Source organism: Kiloniella laminariae (genome assembly GCF_027214005.1).
Taxonomy (GTDB): Bacteria; Pseudomonadota; Alphaproteobacteria; order Kiloniellales; family Kiloniellaceae; genus Kiloniella; species Kiloniella laminariae_A.
In genome coordinates this window covers 653,602-677,409 of record NZ_JAPWGY010000001.1, presented here as the reverse complement: position 1 = coordinate 677,409, position 23,808 = coordinate 653,602, and the positions used below count along the sequence as shown (strand labels likewise).

Genomic DNA, 23,808 nt, shown 5'->3' with positions numbered 1-23,808 from the left:
TATGGTGAACTGTTTCCGCTTTTCTGGTCCTGCCTGGACTGATCATCATTGGGGCTCCTCAAGCGTGACAATTGGGGTCAGGCACATAGGGGGGTGAGTGACGCAACATCCATCCCCTGAAAAGAAAATCATGGGAAAACCAAATGAAACTCCCTGTTTTCTTAATCAGAAGCGCATACGCTTAAACGCTGTAATTATGCGTCGCCCGCTCTTAAGGGAATATTAAACCAGCGTCGTTTTCCCCGGGAAATTGGATTTTTTTCACTTCATTATTGCAAGGTTTTTGTGGTTTAATACTTATGGCTGTTACTTCTATGGCAAAAATAAAGCCTCCCGGCCCTGTAATTGCGAAAAGCAATCGCGATAAGAAATCCCGAGAAGCCACCACAAGAAACCATGTGTTGCAGGGGATCAGATAACCGGGTTTCACTTTATATACCGCTCGCTTTGCCAGGCCTTTGTTCTATCCGCATTATCCATGTCGGGAGAGTACCTGAGAGCATCCCCGACACACCACCGGCTAAAGGTCGGTTGCCGTGATCAGGACCCTTTTCCTGTCAGGGCATGAAGGGGACATAACGCTATGGCAGACCCCACAGCCACCCCGGTTCTCGACACCCCGGTTCTCGGCCCGGCCAGCAGCTCGCTGCCCAAATGGGCCAGAGATATTATCAACAGCCAGTTCAAACGGCTTTTTGGTCGAAGCTATTCCATTGACAAGGCCATTGAACTTCTGACGGCCATCAGCACCCTGGCCGAGGTCGACGACAAGGATATTGTCGAGATCGGCGTGATGTACGCCTACTATCTTGAACATCACCAGAAAAGCCAGATGGCTGCCGAGTTATTGCGGCTCTACCTCAATCAGACCCAACCTGCTCTTGCTGCGCCCGGCAGTTTTACCTTTGATGCCCTGGCCCGGCGTGCCATCATCTCAGAAACCACAATCAGAAATCTGCCCAATTTCGACGGACTGGTCTGTGCCAATGCGACGGTCATTCTGGAAGGCGCGATCCAGAAAAGACTGGATAATCCCACGGCTTTGCACCCGGCCAAGGGCGCAAGCCTGACCCGCCCGGACGGCGGAATTGAAACCATCACCCCCGCCATCAGTCCGCTGCATTCCGGGGGAAGTGAGACTATCTTTTTCGATTTCAATATCCTGCTGCCTTCGGATGAAAAGCTGCCCATCAAACAGGCGCTTGGGACCATTACAGTTGTCGCCAAGGTCACGGTGACCAGTACTCCCTCCCCTCCTGATCCGGCTGATCCGCTCAACCGCTGGCAGGTCACCGTCGACAGCTGGGAACACTGGGGCTATGACGAAGGTGATTTTGAATGGAATGAACTTTCAAAAGATCCGGATGACAAAAAGACCCAGACCGTCGGTATTTCCTTCGACGAACTGTTGCCAGGCTGGGTCCCCGGCAAGAAGCGCCTCATGAAGGAGATCAACAAGACCTTTCCCGAACTGCAGGGCCTGCTGGAGAATTTCCAGATCAAGGACAAGTACATGCACCAGATCGAAAACAAGATCATCACCCTGCCCGATGGCACCGCTTTTCACCCTCAGACCTATGAAATCTATATCGAAGCCTGGAGCCTTGATCCCGCGACGGGCCGTTGCCCGGTCAAATCAGAATACAGCAATTAAACAGGAGAGCATCGACCATGAGTGACAGCACATCATGCATCCCCAAAGAGCCCCTGACCAAACTGGATGAAGCGGGGTCCGCCTCGATCCTCAACTACAACCTGCCGCAATCGACCACCTATGACGTGGTCAGTTTTATCAAGCTCGACATCCCGCCGAAAAAGTTCAAGGCGGTCGAGAAGAAACTGACCAGGGACGATTTCTGGGGCGAGCTGGACAAGCTGAAAAAAGATGACAGCTTCGGGGTCAAGAGCATCGAAAGCATTCTGACCGGACACCAGTATTCCCCCCTGCCCGAGCTGCAGAGCCTCAGTATCAATCTCAATGCCACAACGGTCACCGCTAAACGCAAAACCAACTCGGGGCTGGTGATGAAATCGGGCAACATTCCGGTTTCCACGGGCGAGCTGCCCTTTTCCACCAGCTATATCGCCAACCGGATCAACGATGGCTACAAACCGCAGCTCTATACCCGTCTCAGCGGTCGGCAAGGCCTGAAATTTGTCCCGCGCCCCAAACAGGCCAGGCCCGCGGTCTATATGATCATGCGGATGAAGATGGCCTCGTACCTCGGGGATTATGGCGCGGGCCAGACCCTCAAGACCTTCAGCCTGCTGCCGGGCGAAACCACCACCATCTCGCTCAAAAGCTATACCCATAACGAGGAAACCAGCAAATCAGCCGAAAGCGTGCTCGACAGCTATAGCGAGTCCGTTACCGAAGAGCTGCAAACCACCGTGGAAAACACCACCCAGCAGACCGAAAGTTCCTCTGAAACCGATGTCGACAGTATGTCGGTCGAAGCCGGAACCAACGTCGGGGTCAATCTTGGCATTGTCAGTTTTGGCGGCGATGCGGGCGGCGGGGCCTCATCGGTCAACACCGCGACCGAAGCCGTAGAAAGCCAGGTTTCCAGTCTGGAAAGCGCGGTCGATCACCACGTCCAGACCGCAGACACCGCCCGCCAGGTCGAGGTCAACACCGAGACCAGCTCCAGCACCAGCAGCGGCACCGAAGAAACCATCACCCGCACGCTGGAAAACATCAACCGCAGCCGGGTGCTGAACTTTGTCTTCCGCCAGCTGCTGCAGGAATATTTCACCCTCACCTATCTCGACGGGGTCAGTTTTATCTATGACAACGGCATGGGCAAACGCCGCCGCACCGCCAATCTCTCCTCCATCGGCAACCTGCTCAGACAGGTTATGGACAGCCCGGCCGAAGCCAAAAAAGAAGAAAACCGGATCTATGAGCACCTGTGCAATATCCCGGATTATCAGGGCAACCGCGAAAGCTTTATCGAACTTGTCAAGGGCACCAACAAAAACTGCATCAACCCTTCGGCCTCACAAAGCAAATACGAGTACGTCAAGAAACGCGGCGATCTGAAACAGGTTTACCGCGACAAAAGTGTCGAGGGCATTATCCTCAGCGTCAAACACCGCATCCTGCGTACACCATCGGTTATTGTCGATGCGCTGCTGGGTCAGGGCGAAGCGCTGGATTGTTACAACATCCAGCTCCAGGAAGCCGCGAACAAACAGGCCCATCTGGAAAACGACAAGATGGAACAGGCCCTGGCCATCATCGAAAGCCTGAGCGACCCGAAAGACAAGGCTCTCCTTTATCAAAAAGTTTTCGGCGACTGCTGTTGCCCGGAAGAACTGGAAATCGAAGAACTGGAAATCGAGGAGGAGTAAATCCCGGTGAATATTATTCCGGTGAAGATAATCCCGTGAGACAGTCTGTTCGGGACGCATAGCTGTAGTATGTGTCCCGAACAGCGTTTATCACACTGGCGATCACTCCGATCAGATTACTCCAGCAAACTACACTGGCACTTTTGCATAGTATTTCACTTCTGGTGGTCCTTCCATGAAGGCCAGCAATTGGGTCATCACACCATTTTGCGAAATAAACTCGATATACTTTTGATGATCATCCCGCGAGGCCCATTCCTCGAAAACAAGAAACTGGTCTGTCTCGTCGTCGTGCAGGATCGACACGTTTAACGCGCCGGGAAATTTCCGTACATTCGGAACATTGGCCTCAAGAAAAGGCAGCAGCTTTTCAAATTTCCCTTGTTTGACCTTCAATGACAAACAGGCCCATACACTCATAGCAACACTCCTAAGGTTCATTCTGGTTAGGTACACTCTGGAAAACGGCTTCATGACCTGAAACAGCCTTAGAGATAGAACAAACCCACTCGATGAAATATGCGCAAAAAGGCAAAAGTACCGTTTTTTCAGCAGAGAAGTTCCGCCCGCATCTTTTTCGGCGTCATGCCATAACGTGTTTTGAAAGCCTTGATGAAATAGGAAATATTGTCATAGCCGACCAGAAGCGCGATTTCGGTGACTGAGTGTGAACTGTCCCGGATGAGTCCTCGTGCCTTTTCCAAGCGAGTATTGATCAACCACTTTACCGGAGAAACCCCGTATTGACGTTTGAATTCTCGGGTAAAGCTGGCCTGGGATCGCCCTGAAAGTACCGCAAGATCCTGCACCGAGAGATTGTGGAAACAGTGTTCTTTCATCAGATGCCGGATATTGCGTTTTTCGGCATGTTTATGCGCAGAACCGAGAAAATCTCGAAGCCGTTTGCGATCATCCAACGCATCAACCAGCGACAAGAGCTCCAACAACTTCAGACGCAAAAGATTCGCTGTTCCACTATAGTTTCTATAGACAAGATGCAAGGCTTCCATATAGCCGGAAATCGCGCTGTTGGCAGAGATTTTATAGGGCGACAAGGCAAGCTTTTCTCCCTGCCTCTCCTCGCCCCCGGCCCGTTTGGGCAGATAAGGCGCACGCTGTATAAATTCCCCGATGGTTTTCTGATCAAAGAAAAACAGAAAGGCCTGCAACGCCCCGTCACCTTTGACAAAGTCGGAAATCATATAGAGATTTTTCGGCATCATCAGCATCTCTCCTGCTTTCAGCAGGATCTCCTCACCATCAAATGAGGTAAAGGTCTCCTCACCGCTGAGGACAAAAGCCAGACAAGGGGCAGAGGTATAAAACTCGATCCCCCGCATTTCCCTGGCAATGCATTTGTAAAAAATCGCTGCATGTCCGCCGACATCCCCCGATATTTTTCCCGTCATTCCTCTGGCCACATCCCGACTGGTCATAACCGGAAAGGCATCCGCCATATCAAACAGGGAATCAGGAATAAGCAGGGTATTGGTTTTGCAATAATCCGGGATCTGCTGTTTCATCTTTAAATCTGTCATGGCACAAAGCTAACAAGCGGACAAAGCCCCCCGCAAGCTCCATAAGGTCGCAATCAAGCCACAGCTTGCCGCCCTCTCATGTAACCGCCAATAAACCCGCCTCGGGTTGATCAGTATTATTGACATAATCGCGCTTCCTGAAGTACTGCTAGGCTCTCATTTAAAGGGAGTTGGGTCATGGACTGGGAAAAGGTATTTGCCACGCGTTCTTCGCGGATGAAGGCATCGGAAATCCGCGAGCTGCTGAAGCTGCTGGACCAGCCGGATATCATCTCCTTTGCCGGGGGCATTCCCGACCCCGCGCTTTTCCCCGCTGAAGAATTCCAGCAGGCCTTTGCCGATACCCTTGGCGGCAGGCTCTGCACCACGGCACTGCAATATTCCGTCAGCGAAGGCTATGCGCCCTTGCGTCAGTGGATCGCCGGACAGATGGCCGATCTGGGCATTCCCTGCGACATCGACAACATCCTGATCACATCAGGTTCACAACAGGCGCTGGACTATCTGGGCAAGCTGCTGCTGTCGCCCGGCGATACCGCGTTGGTGCGCTGGCCGACCTATATGGGCGCGCTGGGGGCCTTTAACGCCTACGAGCCACAGTACGACCGCCTGGTGGCCAACAGCAACCGCTCGGCCAAGGAATACCGTGAAACAGCTGCGGAAAAGAACAGCCGGATCAAGTTCGCCTATATGTCGGTGGATTTTGCCAACCCGACGGGCGATACCCTGGACCGCGCGGGGCGCGAGCGCCTGCTTGACCTTGCCGCCGATCTCGACATTCCGGTGATCGAGGACGCCGCCTATCAGTCCCTGCGCTATGACGGCGAGGCGATCCCGCCGATCCTGGCGCTGGACATCGAACGCAACGGTCACATCGACAAGACACGGACACTCTATTGCGGCAGCTTCTCCAAAACCCTGGCCCCCGGCCTGCGTGTGGGCTGGGTCTGCGCTGCCAAGCCTGTGATCTCCAAGCTGGTGCTGATGAAACAGGCCGCCGACCTGCATTCCTCGACGGTCAACCAGATCGCGATCCACGAGGTCGCGGCCAAGGGCTTTGACAAACAGGTTGCCAAGATCTCTGCCGCCTATTCCGCCCGCCGCGACTGTATGCTGGCGGCACTGGAACAGCACATGCCCGAGGGCGTGAGCTGGAACCGCCCCGAAGGTGGCATGTTTGTCTGGCTGACCCTGCCCGCACACCTCGACGGGGCCGAACTGCTGGCGGAATCAATCAAGACCCAGCGGGTCGCCTTTGTCCCCGGCCGCGCCTTCTTCGCCGACGGTTCCAACGGCAACACCCTGCGCCTGAGCTTCTCCCAGGCAAACGAAGCCACCATCAACGAAGGCATCAAACGCCTCGGCCTGTTGCTGAAGTCGGTATAGTTCCGATCTGGACCTGTTCCCTGTTCATGAAACAGGTCCTGTCAAAAAGGCCCAGGTCAAGCGGATTGGGCAGGCGAACGTCCTCAAGGTCCGGGCAGGGCTTGCCTGTCAGCTCAAAGGATCTGTCGATCTGAGAGAGGAAAACAAGGATTACACCCCTTTCCCGGGCAAAGGATCGCAGAGCAGTTATCTGGACCGAGAGTTCCGGATTATCCCGCTTCTGGTCCAGAAGCTGTAGATAATCAATGACGGCCACTGTTCCCTTTTCTGCAGAGGCCAGGCGCTTCATGATATAGGCCGCGCTGATGTTATCCGAATTTTCAAAGACAAAATTCTGGCTGGAAAGTACCTCTTCGCTCCCCCCTTCCCCCACGCTGGCCGTTACTATGGCTGCAAAGTGATGCTCGATATCTTTTTTGTTGTATTCAAACGTGAAGAACACACCGTGGCGGCCTTGTTTCAAGGCTTCGACAATAAGCTCCAGTCCTTTACGTGTCTTCCCATGGCCAGGTCGGGCTCCAAGCAGCAGCAGATCTCCGGGAATCAGGCTTGATAACAGGTTCTGAGCCGAAGCCACGCCAGCTGTCTCTTCGGATATCCCTTCCGGTTTCTGACCAGATATCCGGGCGACCAGAAGGCTCCAGCTGTTGATTCCTTCTTCACGGGCAAGCAGATCAAGCGCCTGATGAAGGGGAATGGCTTTCGCACGCGACAGGGCTTTGGCCCGACGTTTCAGGTGATAAAGAGGGGCGGACAATTTCATGTAAAAACCTCCTGTTCAGGGCAGTGATCACAATCCCTCCTTATGTGCTGCCAACAGTCGGCTCAATGATGGTGATAAAGCCCCGCATGTCATATACTTTCCCGATTGGAGGGGGGAGGCACGGGCCACGGCCAGAAAGTATTATCGTCATTAAAACGAAAAATACAATACCCATAAACCGGCCTTCATCCACGCCCAACCCAAACCAGAAAGTCCAAGATTGGGTAAAGTTCGAAAATCTTGCCCACTCTCCAACTCGCCTCATTACCCCCAGCAAGGCGGGCTATTCGCCCCCCTATTCTTTCCCCGCGCGCCATTCTTTCCAGCGCAGGTAGGCGGTGGCTCCGATACTGGAAAAGGGCTGCGGGGGCAGCTTTTCCGGGACGGCCTGTGTGGCAAAGGCGCGGGTGATGTCGCTGGTCTGGCCGCTGGCAAGCTCGGCAGCGCCCATGCCGGTCAGGGTGCCGCGGGTGGTGCCCAGTCCGTTCTGGCAACAGGCGGCGAAGACGTTTTCCTCCAGCTCGCGCATCACCGACACCTTGTTTTTGCTCAAGCACAGGTGCCCGGCCCAGCTGTAGTCCATTTTCAAGCCGGAAAGGTTTGGGAACCGGGCCGCGAATTTCCTGTGCAGCACCTTTTGTGCCGTGGCCAGTTCCCGCGGCGAGGTCTGCATATCCGGGGCAAAGATTGCACAGCTGCGGGTGATGATCCGGTTGCCGCCCTGGGCGCTGTCAATCCGGCGCAGGGTTGTGCCCATGGGGTCTGCCGGGGTGATGCCCCAACGGGACCGTCCGCCCAGTGTCTTGAGCACAGCCGTATCCAGATCCGGCGTCATGGCGGCAAAAAGAAAGATATGCATCAGGCGACCGGGGACAAAGCCGAAACTTTCCAGATGGCCGTTCACGCTGAGAACAATTTTCGGCGTGGTCACCTTGCCCTGCGGACAGTTGATCTGCCAGTCCGGACCAAGCCGGGCAAAGCTGGTGACCGGGCTGTTTTCATAGATTGTGGCCTTTTGCCGGACCCCTTGCGCCAGTTGCTGAATATAGCCAGCAGGCTGGAGCATCACCGTGCCGGGGGTATAGAGCCCGGACAGGTAATAGCTGCTTCCGGTCATATCGGCCATGTCCCGGGCGTCAAGCACTTCGGCAGGTTCACCCAGCCGGGCCAGATGTCCGGCATAGGCCGCGTTGTGGGCCACGCCTGCCGGGCTGGCCGCGCCATTGACCTTGCCGACGGGATCAAAATAGGCCGGATTGATGCCGTATTCAGCCACGGCCTCGCGGGCAAAGTCGATCGCCTGACGGTTCAGGCGGATCATTTCCCGATCGCCCTGCTCGCCCTGTCCGGCATAGTCATCCGAGGCCAGATCATGCGGCAGGTCGATCATAAAACCGGAATTGCGCCCGGCGGCTCCTTCGGCCAGCGCCCCGGCCTCCAGCACCACGATTTTTGCCCCCGGATTAAGCTGGCCCAGACGGCGGGCCGCTGACAGTCCGGCAAAGCCCGCACCGACCACAGCAAAATCGGCGGTGATATCCTGTTCCAGTGGCGCAGCAGCCTTTAGCGGCGGCAGGATATCGCGCCAGGCAGCAAGGCCATTGTGCCGGGGCAGCCGCTTTGCGGTATAGGTTTTCGTCTGATTACCGTGAACCCTGGGCTGTGTCATTCAGTTATCTCGTCTGCTGCAACATTATTGAGCACTATCATCGGCCAGATCAAACCAGAAGGTTTTTAACCGGGTATATTGATCATGGGCATGAACAGAATTATCACGTCCGCCGAAGCCCGATTGTTTATACCCGCCAAAAGGTGTCGTGATATCACCTTCGCCAAAACTGTTTACCGTGACGGTGCCTGCCTTGAGCGCCCGCGCACCGCGCATCGCTCGTTTTGCGTGGCTGGTAAAGATCGAGGCCAAAATAATCAGCCCTCGGTCTGGATTGTTGCAATTGTGGTTTTCAACTCCCGTACAATCTGTTCCAGAGAACACTCCTCATCTTTGGTCAACCCGCGCAGCGGCGGGCGCATTGGCCCGGTGTCTATGCCGTTCAGGGTCACGCCGTGTTTGACACACTGGATAAACTTGCCGCCCTGTTCCAGCACCCGCATCAACGGCATCATCGCCGACATGATCCGCCGCCCCTTGTCAAAGTTTCCCTCAACCGCACAGGCCTGATAAAGCGCGATGTGTTCTTCGGGCAGGAAGTTTGACCCGGCACAGACCCAGCTGCGCGCCCCCCAGGCGAAAAATTCCAGCGCCTGATCATCCATGCCACAGGCCATCTGGATATGCGGATAATCCCGGGCCAGAAGATGCACCCGGTTGATATCGCCCGAACTTTCCTTGATCGCACAGACATTGCGCGAGCGCCCGACACGGTCGAGAAAGCTTTCGCACATAGGGACGCCCATACGACCGGGATAGTTATAAAGCATGATCGGCAGATCAGCCGCCCGGTCGATGACCAGGGCGTTGTGGGCATTTTCCTCTTCTGTTGGCACCGAATAGGGCGGCGTTGCCACCAGCAGGGCATCGGCCCCCATCTCGCGCGCGCCGCGGGCCAGCGCGATTGAATCAGGCGTCATCATGGCCCCGGTGCCGACCATCAGCGGCAGACGTCCCTTGATCTGCTCCCGGGTAAAGCGGGCAATTTCCAGCCGTTCCTCTACGCTCTGGGCATAGTTTTCACCCGTCGATCCACCCGAGATCAGGCCATGTACGCCCTTGTCGATCAGGTTTTCAATCACAGCCGACAGACCATCAAAATTGATGCTGCCATCCCCGTGGAAAGGCGTGACAAGGGGCGTATATATCCCCTCGAATGTCATGATCGGGGACGTTGTTTTATGCGGGGTCATACACCCTCCTGTAAATCCGGTACATCAACCAGGATTCTGTAGCGCTGAACCACAGAACAAGTCGGTCTGGAGGAGAGATTACAGATATGTATACATTTTGTATTCATAAAAATGCATCACAATGACCCCCTATTGATCACAGCAGATTGGCAGGGGTCTTTCTTCTGATTTATTCCGGAATACCGCCCCGGACTTTTGTTACCAATTTCCTATCCTAAAATGCGCTCCCCTCTCTCTTCAGCCGAAAAATATTTTTAACCTGTCGCGCAGCATCAAAAGGTCATTGAAGATCGTAGTAACGGCTTAAATAAAGGGGCATTTCTTTCATTATTCCCGACGTTCAAATTTTTTCTACAAATTTATCCGCGACCAGATTATCACCTCTTCTGAAAATTCAAAATACAACTATTGAATTGCTTAAATAAAAAATACCTGCAATGCTTGGTTGTGTAATATTTTTTAATTTTAATCCTTAAATTCAATTACGAAAAGGCGGATATTTTCATGGAAATGTTAAAATCTATTTGGACGGCAATGATCACAAGGGATGTAGCAAACAGCGCAACCGATAGCCCCATTGTACTTATTGTTAATGACTATAGTTATGATCTGGTTTTCCATACCTTTAAAGATACGGCGCAAAAGGACCAGTCTGCGGGACAGGCCAATCTGTACAAACTGGATGTCGCCGGGGGCATTTATCCTGACAGCTTGACCGACTCATCAATCCGCATTGCAATTCGCGGCGATGATTTATGGCGGCCAGAGTCCTTCTTCCTTTGGGGAGAAACAACCTCGGGTGCAGTCGAGCCCCTGGCCTATAACAAACAGATAAAATTTACCCTCTCGACCGATCCGAATGAAGGCAACTTCTCTGCCGCCTTGCCCCGGGCTTATGGCCCGAACAGCCCGGCGGTAAGGGCTAAACAGCCGACCCCGTTATTGTTTAGCAATCTGCTTGTGCTTATGACGACAGCAAGTGCGCACGACAGCGGCACGAACAACAAACTCAGCCTTGAAGTCGTCGGGAAAAATGGCACCCTTTATCTGGACAGCGTGCTCAAAGCCAAAGGACAGAGCAATCATGGCACTGCACAGGCCAACTTTTATGAAGTCCAGGAGACAAATCGCTTCTTTAAACACGAGATCGAAAGTATGACACTTTCGATCAGCGGAAGTGACGCCTGGAAACCAGACAACTTCTTTGTCTTTGGATACGACGATCTGGACGGGGTTCAGGTTTTCACACCCCTGGTCAATATTCCCAAATGGACCTTCGGAAGCCTGAGTACAGACAAAAGCGAAGGGAAAACCTCCCTCAGCTTGCCATTGTTTTAGACCCCGACAGCAAAGTTCCTGCCCCGATACACTCGTTACAATCGGCGAACTGTCCGGCAGGAACAGCGCCTGAAGGGGTTAGAACTATCCTCGCCTAACTCTGACAAAAGGCCAAAATTACCATGCTCATCAGAGCCTGTTCCGGGATTGTTTATTTTTCAAAAGAAAATCACCAGTTCAATAGCATTTAATCTGAATATTGCTCTTGTTTATGCAACAAGCCTTGTCAAAGAAGCCGAGATCCAGAAAGTTAGGCAAACGAACATCCTCAAGATCCAGACATGCTTTTTCCGCCAGGTTGTAGGGTCGGTCAATCTGGGAAATGGAACCGAGGATCACCCGGATTTAGTTGGGTCAGTAAATCAAGTAAGGTAAATCACCCCAGATTCCCGGGCAGAAAGCTGATCAAGCGCCTTATAAAGGGAATGATTTTTTTCGCGCAACAAAGCTTTGACACAACGTTTCAGAAAATAGACCGGTACAGACAACTTTATATTAAAACCTCCTGATGCCCAGTCCCTAGCAATCGGGTTAACGATGATTGAACCCCATATATCGTTTACTTTCCCGATTGGAAGGGGGGGAGGCATAAGCCATAATCAAAAACATTATGGCCCAGAAAATTAAAAATTTAAAGTGAAGATCCCGTAGCATCACCCAAAACATTCACGAGTTGTCTTGAAAGTAAATTAGCTAATAATTCTTCAAGTTCTGTAAGGTCAACAATCTCAGTATCTCGAAGACTTGAATCAGCACTCTCTAAAGCTTCATAATATGGCTTTCTATTATCTGCTATCATGTCAGGTATAGTACGTGTTCCAGGCACCCAATGGCCTAGAGCGTTACAAAGCACCATATAAGATATTATGCGAGATGTTCTACCGTTCCCATCCGAAAATGGATGAATCCAGTTAAGTCTCCACATTGCATAAGCGGAGAGATGAACAGGTGTTTTATCTCCATTGCTTTTAATGTAATTACACATCTCCTCAATGAGTAAAGCTACTTCGAAAGATTCTGGAGGCGTGTGTTTACTTTTGCTTATTTCAACAGGTGTGTTGCGATAAGTCCCAGCAAATGTTTCAACGTTTTTTAGTGCTCTCTGATGCAACCGAAGAATATGAGATGATCTTAAAACGAAAGGTATAGCACCTTCGCCAAAACCACTTTCGACCATCTCTTTAGCCATATCGTATTGAAGCAAAACATTGCGAGCTTCAATACGGGCTTTTTTCTCAGGATCGGCAACCAATTCAAAAGCTTGCGCAACGGTATGCCTGTTGCGATTTGGATCACTCATGCTGAAACTAATTTTTCAGCTTCTTGATTTACGATCTCTCTGGTAACCCGTTCATTTTCAATATTTGCGTTGCCATATGCAAAGCTACGGCGCTGTATTTCTTTTTGTTCACCGGTTAAATTAACTCGGCTTGCCCTTTCAAGCATTTGTTTTAAGTTTTCTGTCATTGGGTGCTCCATTAATCTAGATATTATATCTTTGAGTCTCTTGTATGATAAAGTCAATAAACCAAATTTTTAGCCTTGAGAATTAAAATTTTCATAAATTTAATTTATTTGTAAAAGTGTATACATATAGCAACAATTTAGCCATTTGAAATATTTCTTGGCCGCAGACCCAAGTTCCTTCGTCTATATGTAGAATGCTTATTTGATTAATTTCAGGTCTTACGCAGCTATGGGCTAGATCTATAAGTAAAGGCTTCCCAAAATGATTTATTTAGGGTGTGAACCCAATTCAACACCTTGCAGTATATGAGTTTTTATGATTCATAACTCCCAACTTAGGGAGTTTTATATGGCAAGATTTGATTTAAGCGATGCAGAATGGTTGGTTATTAAGCCTTTACTACCGAAAAGAGGCCGTGGTCCGGAGCGTCGGGATGACCGGGTTATTCTGAACGGGATTTTTTATATATTGCGCACAGGCGCGCCATGGCGCGATCTTCCTGAGCGTTACGGCCCTCACACAACGGTCTATAACCGTTATGTCCGTTGGGGAGAACGCGGTATCTGGAAGGGTATATTTGATGCTTTGGCTGAAGAATGCGAAGACGCCCTGATTTTTATTGATGGTTCTATTGTAAAGGCACACCGCGCAGCGGCTGGGTCAAAAAAGGGGAACTGGCGGAAAGTATTGGCCGCTCACGCGGAGGTCGGACAAGTAAGGTTCACGTGGCCGTAGATCAGAAAGGCCGCCCGATCCGTCTTGCGATTAGTGGTGGTCACGTTCATGACAGCAAGCTGATGCCTGATTTCCTTGATTGGGAAGTACCACCTCTGGCCATTGTGGCTGATAAGGCTTATAGCAGTCAGAAAATCAGAAAAGCTATCGCTGATGAAGGCGCATTGGCTGTCATCCCCACAAAAAGTAACGCCAAAAAGCCCATCCCTCACGATAATAACCTTTATGCAATGAGGAATATTGTCGAGCGTTTCTTTTGTAAAATTAAGGATATGAGGCGGCTGGCAACAAGATTTGAGAAAAAGGGAGCAAATTTTCTAAACATGCTATTCTTGTTCTCCATAAAATGTTGGATCAATTGAGTCCACACCCTAAGAATTGCTGTGCCCGTGACATAGTGCCTTTAATGAGCTGGACCCGAGACATATACGACCCCCCTCACCCGCAAAAGATATTCACCGCGTCGCGCAGCATCGAGGCGGCGGTGGGGGTGGGTTCGCGTTCCCAGAGTTTGTGGTACATGATGCCATAGATATCACTGTGGATCTCGACGCCCATTTCCCAGCCGTCGCAATGGGCGAGGAAATCGTCTTTGGGCAGGGCCAGCGGGGCGACAGAGAGCTTGCCACCTTCGGCAGAGGCGACCAGTTTATAGATCTTGCCCTCCGCCGCCGCGGCAGCAATCATCCCGGGCGTGATCGCTGTGATGCCTTCAACCGTGACGTCCCCTAATCCGACCTTCATCCGCAAAATGGCATTGGCGATGATCACCAGCTTGTTGGCCGTGTCCCAGCCGCCGACATCCAGGCTCGGGTCGGTTTCGGCAATGCCGCGCCGCTGAGCTTCGGCCAGGGCGTCGTCATAGGAACGTCCTGTTGCCATTTCCCCGAGGATAAAATTGCTGGTGCTGTTAAAGATGCCGCGCAGACGGCTGATATCGGCGGCGATCATGTCACGTCGGCCCATGTTGATGATCGGCAGGCCGCCGCAGACCGTGGCGCTGAAGCCCAGCCCGGTGTTATGTCGGGCGGCAAGTTCGTGCAGCTCGTGATAGGCCAGCACCAGCGGCCCCTTGTTCGCCAGCACCACGGCAATGCCGCGGCCCAAAGCCTTGCGCGCGACCGCCAGCCCCGGCCCGCCCGTGACCAGATCCACCGGCGAGGCTTCAAAAACCAGATCACAGTCCAGCGTCTCGATCAACTCGACCATGCTGCGCCCGGGCAGATAGCCCGGCAGGTCAGCGGTGGATTTCCCCGCTTCCTTGGCGGTACAGATTTCGCGCGGGTCATAGCCCTGCGTGTCCGCTGCCACGGCCACCCCGCGGCTGTCGACCAGCGCCACCAGACGGATTTCGACGCCATGGTCCTGTTGCAGACGGTCTTTTTTGTCCGCCAGAATGGCCATGAGATGGCGGTTGACGCTGCCCAGCCCCACCAGTGCTGCCCGAATAATCATAAGGAACTCCTGATTACCTTTGACGTCCTGCGTTACCAGAAACTGTTACCTGTTCACGGCCAACAGACTAGCCCGATTACCTGCAGGATTAAAATAGCAATAGCCGCAACCTAAGACAAAATCAGTAAAAGCTTACTCCAGCTGAAACCCGGTATGTTTCCCCCTCTTCCTACTTGCCTTGCTCTGGTTGACAACCCACCAGCAATAGAACAATATATAAACATACAGGGATCATAAAAAGAACATACCTGGAGAAAAGCATGCCAGACCTTTCCAACTATGCTGCCAGGTCGGGAAGTTTTGCGCCTGTCTGGACGCTGGAGATCCAGACGCTAGCCGAAGACACCGACAAAATCCTCGATGCGGTTATGGCGGTCCATCCCCTGAATTTCGGGCGTTATCAACGCAACGCCAGCATTTCAGCCGTCGGCCGGGAAACCGCCCGCCCCGAACCCGGCACAACAACCGCAACACATGCCGAGGATTTTGTTGTCGGCAACACCGAAACCTATCCCATGGTCGAGCTGAAGATCTCTATCGAACGGGATCTGGCTGTGCTGGAAAAGGTCATGGATGCCATTCTTTATGTCCACCATTACGAAGAACCGGTGATTTTCCTGCGCGAAGACTGGGCCAGCCGGGCGGCCTATAACCCGCAGAGCAACAACCCGAACCGCTGGTGGAACAACGGCCGGGGTTTGCCGGACCGCACTTCCTGAAAAAAACTTTCCCTAAAGCAGACCAGAAACAACCTGAAGCTCGGCCAGAAAAAAAGATAATCGGGCGCCTCAGAAGAGACTTTCCCTTCTGAGGCGCCCGATATTTTACCTGATACCCAGGGGTTAGCTGTTAGCCCCGCTCTTTCAGTGCCGCCAGCAAATGATCGGCAACCGAAGCAGAAGAGGCCGGGTTCTGTCCGGTGATGATCAAGCCATCCCGGATGGCAAAATTCGCCCAGTCATCAGCCTTACGGAATTTCCCGCCTGCCTTCGCCAGTTCCTGCTCGACCGAATAGGGCACCAGGTCTGTGGCACCGACCGCAGCTTCCTCGCTGTCGGTAAAGCCTGTCACCTCGTGACCTTTGACCAGGGGCGTACCGTCGGCTGTCTTCGCCTTGATCAGGGCCGCCAGACCATGACAGACTGCACCAACAGGCTTGCCTGCACTGTGAAGGGCCGTCAGAAGCGCCAGAGAAGCCGCATTATCGGTCAGATCGAACAGCGGACCATGACCGCCGGGATAGAACACCGCATCATAATCGTCAGCAGAAATATCTGCCAGCTTCAGGGTGCTGGCCAGCTGGGCCTGCGCCTTGACATCCCCGGCAAAACGACGGGTATCGGCTGTCTGAAAGTCTTCGCCCATACTGGCTGCATCGACCGGAGGCTGGTCGCCCTGTGGAGATGCCAGGGTGACCTTGCTGCCCGCATCAAGAAAACGGTAATAGGGTGCGGCAAACTCCTCCATCCAGAAACCGGTCTTGCGGCCGCTGTTTCCAAAGTCTTCGTGGGAAGTCAAAATCATCAGAATATTCATAATCTTATCCTTGTTTGAGAAGCTGTAATCGACGTCTGAAGCAAAGATAATTCGTTAGTCACTTGAAGTGAATATGCCTTTTATCTTACATTATGTATCAAATAATTTGACAATAGAGGGCTTGAAATGGACGAACTCCGCGGCATGATCACCTTTGCCCGCGTGGTCGAGAGTGGCAGCTTTGCCGAGGCGGCAAGAAAATCCGGTGTTGGCCGGGCCGCGATCAGCCACCAGGTCAAACAGCTGGAAGAACGGCTCGGTGTGCGGCTGCTCCACCGCAGCACCCGCAGCCTCAGCCTGACCCACGCGGGCCAGGACTATTACCAGAGCTGCAAGATCATTGCCGATGAGGCCGAAGCCGCCAGCCGCCGGCTTCAGGCCCTGAGCAGCGAACCCGCCGGCCGGGTTTCCATCACCTGCTCGACCAACTTTGGCCTCAAACGCATCGTGCCCCTGCTCAGCCACTTTCGCCAACTCTACCCCAAAGTCGATCTGGAAGTGGAACTGACCGACCAGATCACCAACCTGATCGAAGGCGGGTATGATCTGGCCATTCGCGCCGGACCGCTTCAGATTTCAAACATGATGGCACGCAAGCTCTGTTCCGCGCAGCGGGTTATCTGCGCCACCCCGGACTATCTGGACCGTTTTGGTCGACCAGCCAGCCCTGAAGAACTCGCCCAGCACGGCTGGGTGGTCTACAGCCGCCAGACAAACCAGATCAATCTGAACCGCGAGGGACAACGTCACACGATCAGGGTCAATGGCCCCGTGCATACCAACAACGCAGGGGCCAGGCTACAGTTTGTTCTGGGGGGACACGGGCTCGGCCTGCTGCCAGAGCACGAACTCTGGGATCTGCCCGATGGCACGCTAGAGATCCTGCTGCCAGACTATCAACTGGCTCCGCTGGATCTTTTTGCGGTCTATCCACCCGGGGCTGCATCAAGCCTGAAAGTCAGGATGTTGATTGATTATCTGGCCCAGGAACTGCCCCGGAGCGGGCAACCTCCGCAGAAAAGAACCCGCAGAGAAATAACGAGCAGAGAAATAACGGACAGAGAAATTCCCCGCACAGAAATTAAGGAGGATTAATTAAGGGGATATAAAGGCAATACCGGATCAGATGTTCCTGTTATCCGGATTTTTTACACCAGTACCATCACCCAGTACCATCACAATGCCGGTCTGCAGAACGACTGGGTAAAATGACACGTTTTCGGGGGCCTGTGACAAGGCCCCCGTATTCTTTTACTGACAGATATGATCATGTCCTGTCCGGTATAGACCAACCCAGAACAACAGCTTTCGGAGATAAGGAAAATCTGTGTCAGAAATTACCCCTGTTTGATCATGGCCTGATAGAAATAGGGAAAGCCTTCATCGTCCCGATCAACGACAAGATTCCCGCTGACATCCCATCCCTTGTTCAGCATGTCAGTGATCTTTTTGTTCAGATCATCCTGACTGTGTTCCAGAACCAGCTTGTATTCTCTCATTCCGACTTCCCCTTGTCCAATGGCCAGAATTCCAATAGTCGAAAATCCGCGCCACATATTATTTCAGAAGGCAATACAACAGAACAGAAAGTCCGGTTTCGGACCGACGTTCACAGCGAGCTCGCCTCAGGGTCACTATGCCGCAAAAATATTAAAAGGATCTAAAAATTCCAGAGAGAGTTGTCACCGGGATATCATACTTGATCCCGCCCTGTCCCTCTCCCCGCGGCCTTGCCTCTTGCCTTTTCTGCTCCCTTGCCTGCTGGCTTGTCTGCTGGTTTTCTGGTCTCCTTGTCAGCTGGACTTGAAGTAAATAAATCCTTGCAGCAGCTGCCAAAATCCTTCCCAAAGACCTTTCCCCGCCTTATTGTTATCCGTGAGCTGTCCCTTCAGACCGCTTCGCCAACTGGTTTGTACTCTATTCAGAAAGCACGTCGTGCCGGAAATCTATCTCAATCAGGAAACCACGATAAACCACCCGGACATTGTCGAATTCCTCCGGCTCTGCGATCAGGTCCGTGGCCAGGGATACATGACCATTCCCCTGATTCAGAACAGACCTTTTCTCTCCTATTGGCCGACACTTATCCTCAACCGCTGGGACGCGGAAAAACAGGATTTCTTTTACAGTTACTGGGGATCAGGCCTTGCTGCCGTCTATGGTATGGACCTGAGCTGGAAATACATCAAACGCGGTGAATTCCCCCAAACAGAAAACATCTTCTGGCAGGCCCATCACGATGTCATGACACAGCTCAAACCGGTGTATCTCGCAACCTCCATCCACTGGCTGAACAAAGATTTCCAGCAACTCAACGCGGTAATTCTCCCGCTTGAGCGCAACGGAACGGTCAGTGAGACGCTGGCCTATGTCAGCTTTGACCAGAAGGGTTCCTGACCGGTGACAGGCCGATAACTGTACCGGGAACAACAGATTTTCCCCACCGGAACCAACCTGCTCTTTCCTGTCTGAAACCTTTTTCATACCTCTTCTCTGGCCCAGAAAAAGACCCGGATCGCAAAGCCCTCCTTGAGGGCAACAATCGAAAATAGGGACCAAAATTTTACTGAAAACACACAGGCGAATAACCCGGCAAGTAAAATATGAATTTTTTACTAAATGCCTAATTTTTCTGAATAAATAAGTGACATACTCCTGTATGATGCTATACTTTCGGCAGCATCGAATTGAACAGATTCATTTTCAGAATCAAATTCCGAATACCCGCCCGGATCACCTGATCGGCACGGCAACCGGGGAGAGTGACATAAGCAGCATTATCCGCAACGACCCCCAAAGCATGGCCCATCCGGAAATCAGGAAATTCATGGCGCTTTGCGACCCGCTGAGAAACGATGCGCCTCTGGCTCTTCAACAGTTGCAAACCCGACCGTTTCTGGGTTTTTGGCCTTCGATGATCGTCAATCGCTGGGACAGTGACGCCAAGGATTTTCTCACTACCTTTTGGGGCACCAGGCTGGTAGAGGCCTGCGGTCTGGAACAGACAGGACAGCATGTCCGCTCAGCCGGAGGGGAGACCGGAGAAACGCTGCACTATGCCCATGCCGAGGTGATTAAAACCGGACAGCCGCTATACCTGGGGGGACAGCTTGACTGGTTCAACAAATCCCATCGCCGCTGGGACCAGGTTACCTTGCCGCTGACCCGCGAAGTTCCTGTTGAAAACACATTGTCCGCAACAATTTCCTTTCTGGTCTTTGCCGGATAAAAAGCCGGGAACAGGCGGTACAACAAAAAGCGGGAATAGCCTTTTAGTTTCAGAGGCAACCAACAGCATTTCTGTCTGAAAACCGGGCTTCAGTCGCGAAAGCTGGAAAGACCAGCCCCGATATCAATGAATTCCCGATTTGAAACGGTGACAAGCTTCAGGCCATCGGGGTCATGAAACTCCTCTTTTCCCGGTTTGTTTATTTCATTGGTCTGACACAACACAACCGGGTTCTCCCCCCTGTCGTTTTCCACCGGCACCATCAGCACCTCAAGAAACATATGCCGTCCCGAGGTCATGGCGTGATTGGAAATAACCCGCATGGCGCAAGGTTGCTCAACCACGGCCCAGAAAGATCCGGCCGACTTTTCCCGGCGGGCAGGATCGACAAAATCCAGGTAGTTCTTCCCGGTCATGTCTGCCCCCATGCGTTCTCTGATTGCCGTACCGATCAGCCGGAACTTTATATAGTCCCGCGAAACCAGCTCATAGATACTCAATGTGGGCAAAAGTCTCGGAACCTTCTCCGGCAGGAAAGAACTGCGTAAAGGCAGCAATCCCTCTCGCGGGAGATTTTGCCAGTGGTCAAAAAACGCGACACTGTGCGGGTGCTCAAATTTAATAATCTTCTTTGCCCCTGTCTGATCCGGACCAACCTCTTGACACCCCGGCTCCTGGCAATAGCGGCTCCCTGAATGCCCCCTGGTTCAGAGCCCCTGCCGTGTTCCAGATCCTTGATAGTAACACCCTTCCTGCCCTCTTGTATATTTTACTCTGGCGAAAAGAGGAGTGGTCACATCGGCCACTACCATAGGAAACATTTTAAGAAATTCTCAAAATCACAGATAGAAAAATTTACTACTTCAAGCTACACTTACACAGAAGATACCTCAGAAAATGCAGATGTTTTGACCATAAATTTTGATCAGGGAGCAGGTCAATCACCTCGATCCAGCGCAATTGTGAAGACAGTATCCGCCACCCGGAACTTGTTGCATTCCAGTCTCTTTGTGATCATGTCCGGGAGGGGCGCATCCTGACCATACAACAGGTTCAGAGCAACAGGGCAATGTTGCCCTATTGGCCGTCCATGATTGTCAATCGCTGGATCACCGAACAGCAGGATTTCCAGACGACCTTTTGGGGCACCCGTCTGGTAGAGTTAAGCGGGCAAGAGCCAACCGGTCACTATCTCAGCGAAGCAGGCCCCGGTACCAGCGAAATCCTTCGGGCGACACACCGGGAAGTTCTGACAAACCTGACCCCGAGCTGGCTCTGTGGTGTTTTTGACTGGTTTGACAAGGAACACCAGCACTGGCACCAGATCACACAGCCCCTGGCTGACAACGATCAGACAAAAAACACACAAGACATCGTGGTCATCAAAACTCTCACCCTGATGGCCTTTAAATAAGCGCCTTATCTTGCGGCTTCATCAGACCAGATCAGGCGCTTGTCCTGTTCTGGTCGTGCGAAAAACCTGGGCAAAATTCAAAATCCGGACAGAACTCTTTGGCATTTCAGTCTTTGAAATCGGACAGACCTGCACCAATATCAATAAAATCCCGCCCTGCCACAGTGATGACCTTCAGGTTTTCCTCTTCATCAGGCGAGCGGTTATCCCGTGGTTTGATCTCGTTGCTCTGAAGCAATATTACCGGATTTTCGCCCAGATCATTCAATACCGGCAACACCACGACCTCGAGGAAAATAGTCCGGCCGGTTGACAGGTTATAGTTGGAAAAAACCCGCATGCCACAAGGCTGTTTCATTGGGGCCCAAAGCGATGCACTGGCTTTTGCCCGTCTCTCCGGTGCGACATAATCCAGATAGTTTTTTCCCGTGTAGTTCTCGACAACCCGTTCGCGTATTGTCGAGCCGACCAGACGGAACTTGATGAAATCCTCGGAAACCAGCTCATAGATACTCAGGGTCGGCAACAGCCGGGGGATTTTCTCTGGCAGAAAGGAACTTCGTAACGGCAAGACACCTTCACGCGGAAGACTTGACCAGTACTCAAAGAAACTTTGGCTGTTGGGATGCCTGAAGTCTATTATTTCTCTGCCCTCATCATTTCATTAAATATCAGTAACAGATGACAAACAAAAAACCTTGAACGTTTGCGTTTTCCTCTAGTAAAAACACTACTTTAGCCATGACGAACTTACAACGACAGGATCTGTGTCCGGGATATTTTCCTGCAGGAATACAAATTCTAGCTGTTTCCGGATAAAATATTGTTAAGCTTTTTCAGCCGAGGAACCTTCCGCTTTTTTTAATCCCGGAATGTAGAAATTCCAGCACCGATATCGATAAAAATTCGCTCCAGCGGCCGAATAAACCGTGGGCAGTCACCATCGCCAGGCGATGGTATTCCAGCTTCCGGTTCTTTGCCTCTGGACATTTCTGATCCGATTTTTTCCAACACGTCTTCTGCAGCTGCAGCTTCTCGAGAGGCAATTTCCGCTTCCCGGGCCTGATCGCTGTCAATTTCGTTTTTCTGGAAAATAATCAGGGGTGTCTCGCCTTGGCTATTGGCAAAAGGCAGTCCAAGAGATTCCATCTGTACCATCAGGCCGCTCTTGAGTTCCTGTTCGATGATGACGTACATGCCGCAGGGTTGGGTTGCCATCGCCCAGAGAGATTCCGACGCCTTGGAACGGCGGGATTTCTCAACCAGATCCAGGTAATTATCCCCAATGCCATGATACCCCAGCCGGTCACCCAGAACCGAGCCCCGCAGACGCACTTTGATATAGTCCCTGGAAACCAGTTCATAGATCATGAAATTGCTCAACAGCGAAGGCAGGTCTTCCGGATGGAAATCACTGCGGCTGGGCAACAGTCCCTGCCGGGGCAATTCCCGCCAGTAGTCAAAAAAGATCCCGGTTTTTTTATGCCTGAACTCCAACATTCTCCCGCCTTTTTCGTACGGCCTTGTTCCCATGGTTTAAAAACGGAGCCATATTCGCCGGAAAATCAAATTATTACAAGCAAAACCAATGCCTTAAATAAATTTCCATCATAAAGCCCTGGATCTGACCGATCCTCGCAGACACAACATGACAAGCAAAACTGTGGCTATACAATGCTTGCCAGCTTTACCAGCACATCATCCATAACAGGGAAAAACCAGAAAAATATTAGAAGAAAACAGGTATGGTATGAAAAGGAAATCTGGAAGCAGGGAGTAAGTCGTTACCTGTCAGCGATCAACAAAATCCGTTACACCTGCGCCGAGGTCAAAATACTCCCGACGATTGAGATGAATGTAACGGATTTGGGTTTTTGATCCTGGCTGCCCGGGGCGGTCAAGCAGCGAGTTCCCTTCTGGCGGGACCTCGTTGATCTGTCGCTTCTCGACAAACTCCCCTTCATGGTCCTGAAAGACCTCATTACTTTGGAAAATGACCAGAGGATTACCACCAGGAGTATCGTTCAACAGGGGCAGTCCAACGGTTTCCAACAAGGCATTCCGCCCGCTCCAGAGCTCCTGTTTAAGAAAGACCCGCATGCCGCAAGGGTGTCTGGCCAGGGCCCACAGGGCTCCAGCTGCGTTTTTTCGACGGCTTTGCTCGACAAAGTCCAGATAGTTGGTTCCGGTCCGGTAAGCCCCAAAGCGGTCGGCAATCAAAGAGCCCAACAGGCGAATTTTAATAAAATCGGGAGAAACCAGCTCATAGAGCAACATGGTGGACAACAGGGAAGGGACCTGTTCCGGCAGAAAACTGTGCCGAAAAGGGACCAGATCCTGACGGGGCAAACTTTGCCAATACTCAAAGAGAGACCGGCTTTTTGAGTGTCTGAAATCGACAGGACTACAATCCTTCAATACTGCCTCACCCAACTTGTTTCCTCGCCGATTAGAACCGGGTCATCTGACAACAGACAGTTAGTATATATGGTAAAGGAAAGGTTAACAAAGCGTTTGTTTTTCTCCTTTGGCGGGAATTAATATTTTCCCGCCTCATCGCCAGCCCCACGAGGTCTAGAAACACAAGTTCCTGCAGAAAAACAAACCAGAAAAAACAGATCAATACATGAAAACAAATAATAAAATCAGGCACAGAAGCAGGAGCAAGCAGATATGGCACCCTGCCCCCCTCGCATCATCTCCTCTCGGCATCCCTCGCCTCTATTCGAA

General features: G+C 52.0%; 24 protein-coding genes and 1 pseudogene. 10 read left to right on the top strand and 15 right to left on the bottom strand.

Features of this window, described 5'->3' with window-relative positions:
- The first annotated feature begins 583 nt into the window (after nt 1–583).
- Together O4H49_RS03055 and O4H49_RS03050 are read left to right on the top strand one after the other, a co-directional pair.
- The gene (locus O4H49_RS03055; RefSeq protein WP_269421940.1) at nt 584–1,654 is read left to right on the top strand and encodes a hypothetical protein; all 1,071 of its coding nucleotides are present in this window, start codon (nt 584–586) and stop codon (nt 1,652–1,654) included.
- Between the two features lie 17 nt (nt 1,655–1,671).
- Entirely contained in the window at nt 1,672–3,354 is a 1,683-nt protein-coding gene (locus O4H49_RS03050) for a hypothetical protein (protein WP_269421939.1), read from the top strand.
- 129 nt (nt 3,355–3,483) lie between these two features.
- On the opposite strand, the gene O4H49_RS03045 is transcribed toward O4H49_RS03050, so the two are convergent.
- Both O4H49_RS03045 and O4H49_RS03040 read right to left on the bottom strand, forming a co-directional pair.
- Nucleotides 3,484–3,774, bottom strand: coding sequence for a putative quinol monooxygenase (locus O4H49_RS03045; protein WP_269421938.1), 291 nt, complete (start codon nt 3,772–3,774; stop codon nt 3,484–3,486).
- A gap of 128 nt (nt 3,775–3,902) precedes the next feature.
- The gene (locus O4H49_RS03040) at nt 3,903–4,877 is read right to left on the bottom strand and encodes an AraC family transcriptional regulator (protein ID WP_269421937.1); all 975 of its coding nucleotides are present in this window, start codon (nt 4,875–4,877) and stop codon (nt 3,903–3,905) included.
- 192 nt (nt 4,878–5,069) lie between these two features.
- On the opposite strand from O4H49_RS03040, the gene O4H49_RS03035 reads away from it, so the two are divergent.
- The gene (locus tag O4H49_RS03035; protein ID WP_269421936.1) at nt 5,070–6,278 is read left to right on the top strand and encodes a PLP-dependent aminotransferase family protein; all 1,209 of its coding nucleotides are present in this window, start codon (nt 5,070–5,072) and stop codon (nt 6,276–6,278) included.
- Here the strand turns inward: O4H49_RS03035 and O4H49_RS03030 are convergent.
- The 4 genes from O4H49_RS03030 to O4H49_RS03015 form a co-directional block, all read right to left on the bottom strand.
- On the bottom strand, nt 6,244–7,041 hold the full coding sequence (locus O4H49_RS03030) for a DNA helicase (protein ID WP_269421935.1): 798 nt from the start codon (nt 7,039–7,041) through the stop codon (nt 6,244–6,246). The two genes, O4H49_RS03035 and O4H49_RS03030, sit on opposite strands and share 35 nt — an antisense overlap.
- 295 nt (nt 7,042–7,336) lie before the next feature.
- Entirely contained in the window at nt 7,337–8,710 is a 1,374-nt protein-coding gene (locus O4H49_RS03025; protein WP_269421934.1) for an NAD(P)/FAD-dependent oxidoreductase, read from the bottom strand.
- A 24-nt stretch (nt 8,711–8,734) separates the two neighbouring features.
- Complete coding sequence (locus O4H49_RS03020; protein WP_269421933.1) at nt 8,735–8,962, bottom strand: aldehyde dehydrogenase family protein; 228 nt, start codon at nt 8,960–8,962, stop codon at nt 8,735–8,737.
- Nucleotides 8,963–8,967: 5 nt separating this feature from the next.
- Nucleotides 8,968–9,903, bottom strand: coding sequence for a dihydrodipicolinate synthase family protein (locus tag O4H49_RS03015; protein ID WP_269421932.1), 936 nt, complete (start codon nt 9,901–9,903; stop codon nt 8,968–8,970).
- 504 nt (nt 9,904–10,407) lie between these two features.
- Here O4H49_RS03015 and O4H49_RS03010 point away from each other — a divergent pair.
- A complete protein-coding gene (locus tag O4H49_RS03010) occupies nt 10,408–11,241 on the top strand; it encodes a hypothetical protein (protein WP_269421931.1) in 834 nt (277 codons plus the stop codon).
- A 631-nt stretch (nt 11,242–11,872) separates the two neighbouring features.
- Here O4H49_RS03010 and O4H49_RS03005 read toward each other — a convergent pair.
- Together O4H49_RS03005 and O4H49_RS03000 are read right to left on the bottom strand one after the other, a co-directional pair.
- Nucleotides 11,873–12,541, bottom strand: coding sequence for a Fic family protein (locus tag O4H49_RS03005; protein ID WP_269421930.1), 669 nt, complete (start codon nt 12,539–12,541; stop codon nt 11,873–11,875).
- Nucleotides 12,538–12,708 (bottom strand): hypothetical protein, encoded by a 171-nt coding sequence (locus tag O4H49_RS03000; protein WP_269421929.1) that lies wholly within the window; start codon nt 12,706–12,708, stop codon nt 12,538–12,540. The genes O4H49_RS03005 and O4H49_RS03000 overlap by 4 nt, the downstream gene beginning before the upstream one ends.
- 316 nt (nt 12,709–13,024) lie before the next feature.
- Here O4H49_RS03000 and O4H49_RS20625 point away from each other — a divergent pair.
- Nucleotides 13,025–13,806 (top strand): annotated as a pseudogene (locus O4H49_RS20625) (IS5 family transposase).
- Nucleotides 13,807–13,882: 76 nt separating this feature from the next.
- Here O4H49_RS20625 and O4H49_RS02985 read toward each other — a convergent pair.
- A complete protein-coding gene (locus O4H49_RS02985) occupies nt 13,883–14,899 on the bottom strand; it encodes a homoserine dehydrogenase (protein WP_269421926.1) in 1,017 nt (338 codons plus the stop codon).
- A 260-nt stretch (nt 14,900–15,159) separates the two neighbouring features.
- Here O4H49_RS02985 and O4H49_RS02980 point away from each other — a divergent pair, with 260 nt between their 5' ends.
- Complete coding sequence (locus O4H49_RS02980) at nt 15,160–15,618, top strand: hypothetical protein (protein WP_269421925.1); 459 nt, start codon at nt 15,160–15,162, stop codon at nt 15,616–15,618.
- Nucleotides 15,619–15,748: 130 nt separating this feature from the next.
- Here the strand turns inward: O4H49_RS02980 and O4H49_RS02975 are convergent, their stop codons facing one another.
- Complete coding sequence (locus O4H49_RS02975) at nt 15,749–16,435, bottom strand: type 1 glutamine amidotransferase domain-containing protein (protein WP_269421924.1); 687 nt, start codon at nt 16,433–16,435, stop codon at nt 15,749–15,751.
- 126 nt (nt 16,436–16,561) lie between these two features.
- Between O4H49_RS02975 and O4H49_RS02970 the strand changes: the two genes are divergently transcribed.
- A complete protein-coding gene (locus tag O4H49_RS02970) occupies nt 16,562–17,530 on the top strand; it encodes a LysR family transcriptional regulator (protein ID WP_269421923.1) in 969 nt (322 codons plus the stop codon).
- A gap of 242 nt (nt 17,531–17,772) precedes the next feature.
- Here the strand turns inward: O4H49_RS02970 and O4H49_RS02965 are convergent, their stop codons facing one another.
- Nucleotides 17,773–17,934, bottom strand: a complete 162-nt coding sequence (locus tag O4H49_RS02965) for a DUF1737 domain-containing protein (protein WP_269421922.1) — start codon at nt 17,932–17,934, stop codon at nt 17,773–17,775.
- Nucleotides 17,935–18,370: 436 nt separating this feature from the next.
- On the opposite strand from O4H49_RS02965, the gene O4H49_RS02960 reads away from it, so the two are divergent.
- Together O4H49_RS02960 and O4H49_RS02955 are read left to right on the top strand one after the other, a co-directional pair.
- Nucleotides 18,371–18,832, top strand: a complete 462-nt coding sequence (locus O4H49_RS02960; RefSeq protein ID WP_269421921.1) for a hypothetical protein — start codon at nt 18,371–18,373, stop codon at nt 18,830–18,832.
- Between the two features lie 262 nt (nt 18,833–19,094).
- Nucleotides 19,095–19,664 carry a hypothetical protein gene (locus O4H49_RS02955; RefSeq protein ID WP_269421920.1) on the top strand — a complete coding sequence of 190 codons (570 nt, stop codon included), beginning with the start codon at nt 19,095–19,097 and terminating at the stop codon, nt 19,662–19,664.
- Between the two features lie 89 nt (nt 19,665–19,753).
- Here O4H49_RS02955 and O4H49_RS02950 read toward each other — a convergent pair whose 3' ends face one another.
- Entirely contained in the window at nt 19,754–20,221 is a 468-nt protein-coding gene (locus O4H49_RS02950) for a PAS domain-containing protein (protein WP_419715206.1), read from the bottom strand.
- 512 nt (nt 20,222–20,733) lie between these two features.
- On the opposite strand from O4H49_RS02950, the gene O4H49_RS02945 reads away from it, so the two are divergent.
- Nucleotides 20,734–21,078, top strand: coding sequence for a hypothetical protein (locus O4H49_RS02945; protein WP_269421919.1), 345 nt, complete (start codon nt 20,734–20,736; stop codon nt 21,076–21,078).
- 106 nt (nt 21,079–21,184) lie between these two features.
- Here the strand turns inward: O4H49_RS02945 and O4H49_RS02940 are convergent, their stop codons facing one another.
- The 3 genes from O4H49_RS02940 to O4H49_RS02930 form a co-directional block, all read right to left on the bottom strand.
- On the bottom strand, nt 21,185–21,718 hold the full coding sequence (locus tag O4H49_RS02940; RefSeq protein WP_269422275.1) for a PAS domain-containing protein: 534 nt from the start codon (nt 21,716–21,718) through the stop codon (nt 21,185–21,187).
- 221 nt (nt 21,719–21,939) lie between these two features.
- Nucleotides 21,940–22,578, bottom strand: a complete 639-nt coding sequence (locus O4H49_RS02935; RefSeq protein ID WP_269421918.1) for a PAS domain-containing protein — start codon at nt 22,576–22,578, stop codon at nt 21,940–21,942.
- Between the two features lie 291 nt (nt 22,579–22,869).
- Nucleotides 22,870–23,511, bottom strand: coding sequence for a PAS domain-containing protein (locus O4H49_RS02930; RefSeq protein WP_269421917.1), 642 nt, complete (start codon nt 23,509–23,511; stop codon nt 22,870–22,872).
- Between the last annotated feature and the right edge of the window lie 297 nt (nt 23,512–23,808).

Excerpts from the sequence above, each read along its gene's own strand:
- O4H49_RS03055 (WP_269421940.1), top strand. The coding sequence starts at position 584 with ATGGCAGACCCCACAGCCACCCCGGTTCTCGACACCCCGGTTCTCGGC.
- O4H49_RS03050 (WP_269421939.1), top strand. The coding sequence starts at position 1,672 with ATGAGTGACAGCACATCATGCATCCCCAAAGAGCCCCTGACCAAACTG.
- O4H49_RS03045 (WP_269421938.1), bottom strand. The coding sequence starts at position 3,774 with ATGAGTGTATGGGCCTGTTTGTCATTGAAGGTCAAACAAGGGAAATTT.
- O4H49_RS03040 (WP_269421937.1), bottom strand. The coding sequence starts at position 4,877 with ATGAAACAGCAGATCCCGGATTATTGCAAAACCAATACCCTGCTTATT.
- O4H49_RS03035 (WP_269421936.1), top strand. The coding sequence starts at position 5,070 with ATGGACTGGGAAAAGGTATTTGCCACGCGTTCTTCGCGGATGAAGGCA.
- O4H49_RS03030 (WP_269421935.1), bottom strand. The coding sequence starts at position 7,041 with ATGAAATTGTCCGCCCCTCTTTATCACCTGAAACGTCGGGCCAAAGCC.
- O4H49_RS03025 (WP_269421934.1), bottom strand. The coding sequence starts at position 8,710 with ATGACACAGCCCAGGGTTCACGGTAATCAGACGAAAACCTATACCGCA.
- O4H49_RS03015 (WP_269421932.1), bottom strand. The coding sequence starts at position 9,903 with ATGACCCCGCATAAAACAACGTCCCCGATCATGACATTCGAGGGGATA.
- O4H49_RS03010 (WP_269421931.1), top strand. The coding sequence starts at position 10,408 with ATGGAAATGTTAAAATCTATTTGGACGGCAATGATCACAAGGGATGTA.
- O4H49_RS03005 (WP_269421930.1), bottom strand. The coding sequence starts at position 12,541 with ATGAGTGATCCAAATCGCAACAGGCATACCGTTGCGCAAGCTTTTGAA.
- O4H49_RS03000 (WP_269421929.1), bottom strand. The coding sequence starts at position 12,708 with ATGACAGAAAACTTAAAACAAATGCTTGAAAGGGCAAGCCGAGTTAAT.
- O4H49_RS02985 (WP_269421926.1), bottom strand. The coding sequence starts at position 14,899 with ATGATTATTCGGGCAGCACTGGTGGGGCTGGGCAGCGTCAACCGCCAT.
- O4H49_RS02980 (WP_269421925.1), top strand. The coding sequence starts at position 15,160 with ATGCCAGACCTTTCCAACTATGCTGCCAGGTCGGGAAGTTTTGCGCCT.
- O4H49_RS02975 (WP_269421924.1), bottom strand. The coding sequence starts at position 16,435 with ATGAATATTCTGATGATTTTGACTTCCCACGAAGACTTTGGAAACAGC.
- O4H49_RS02970 (WP_269421923.1), top strand. The coding sequence starts at position 16,562 with ATGGACGAACTCCGCGGCATGATCACCTTTGCCCGCGTGGTCGAGAGT.
- O4H49_RS02965 (WP_269421922.1), bottom strand. The coding sequence starts at position 17,934 with ATGAGAGAATACAAGCTGGTTCTGGAACACAGTCAGGATGATCTGAAC.
- O4H49_RS02955 (WP_269421920.1), top strand. The coding sequence starts at position 19,095 with ATGATGCTATACTTTCGGCAGCATCGAATTGAACAGATTCATTTTCAG.
- O4H49_RS02945 (WP_269421919.1), top strand. The coding sequence starts at position 20,734 with ATGTTGCCCTATTGGCCGTCCATGATTGTCAATCGCTGGATCACCGAA.
- O4H49_RS02935 (WP_269421918.1), bottom strand. The coding sequence starts at position 22,578 with ATGTTGGAGTTCAGGCATAAAAAAACCGGGATCTTTTTTGACTACTGG.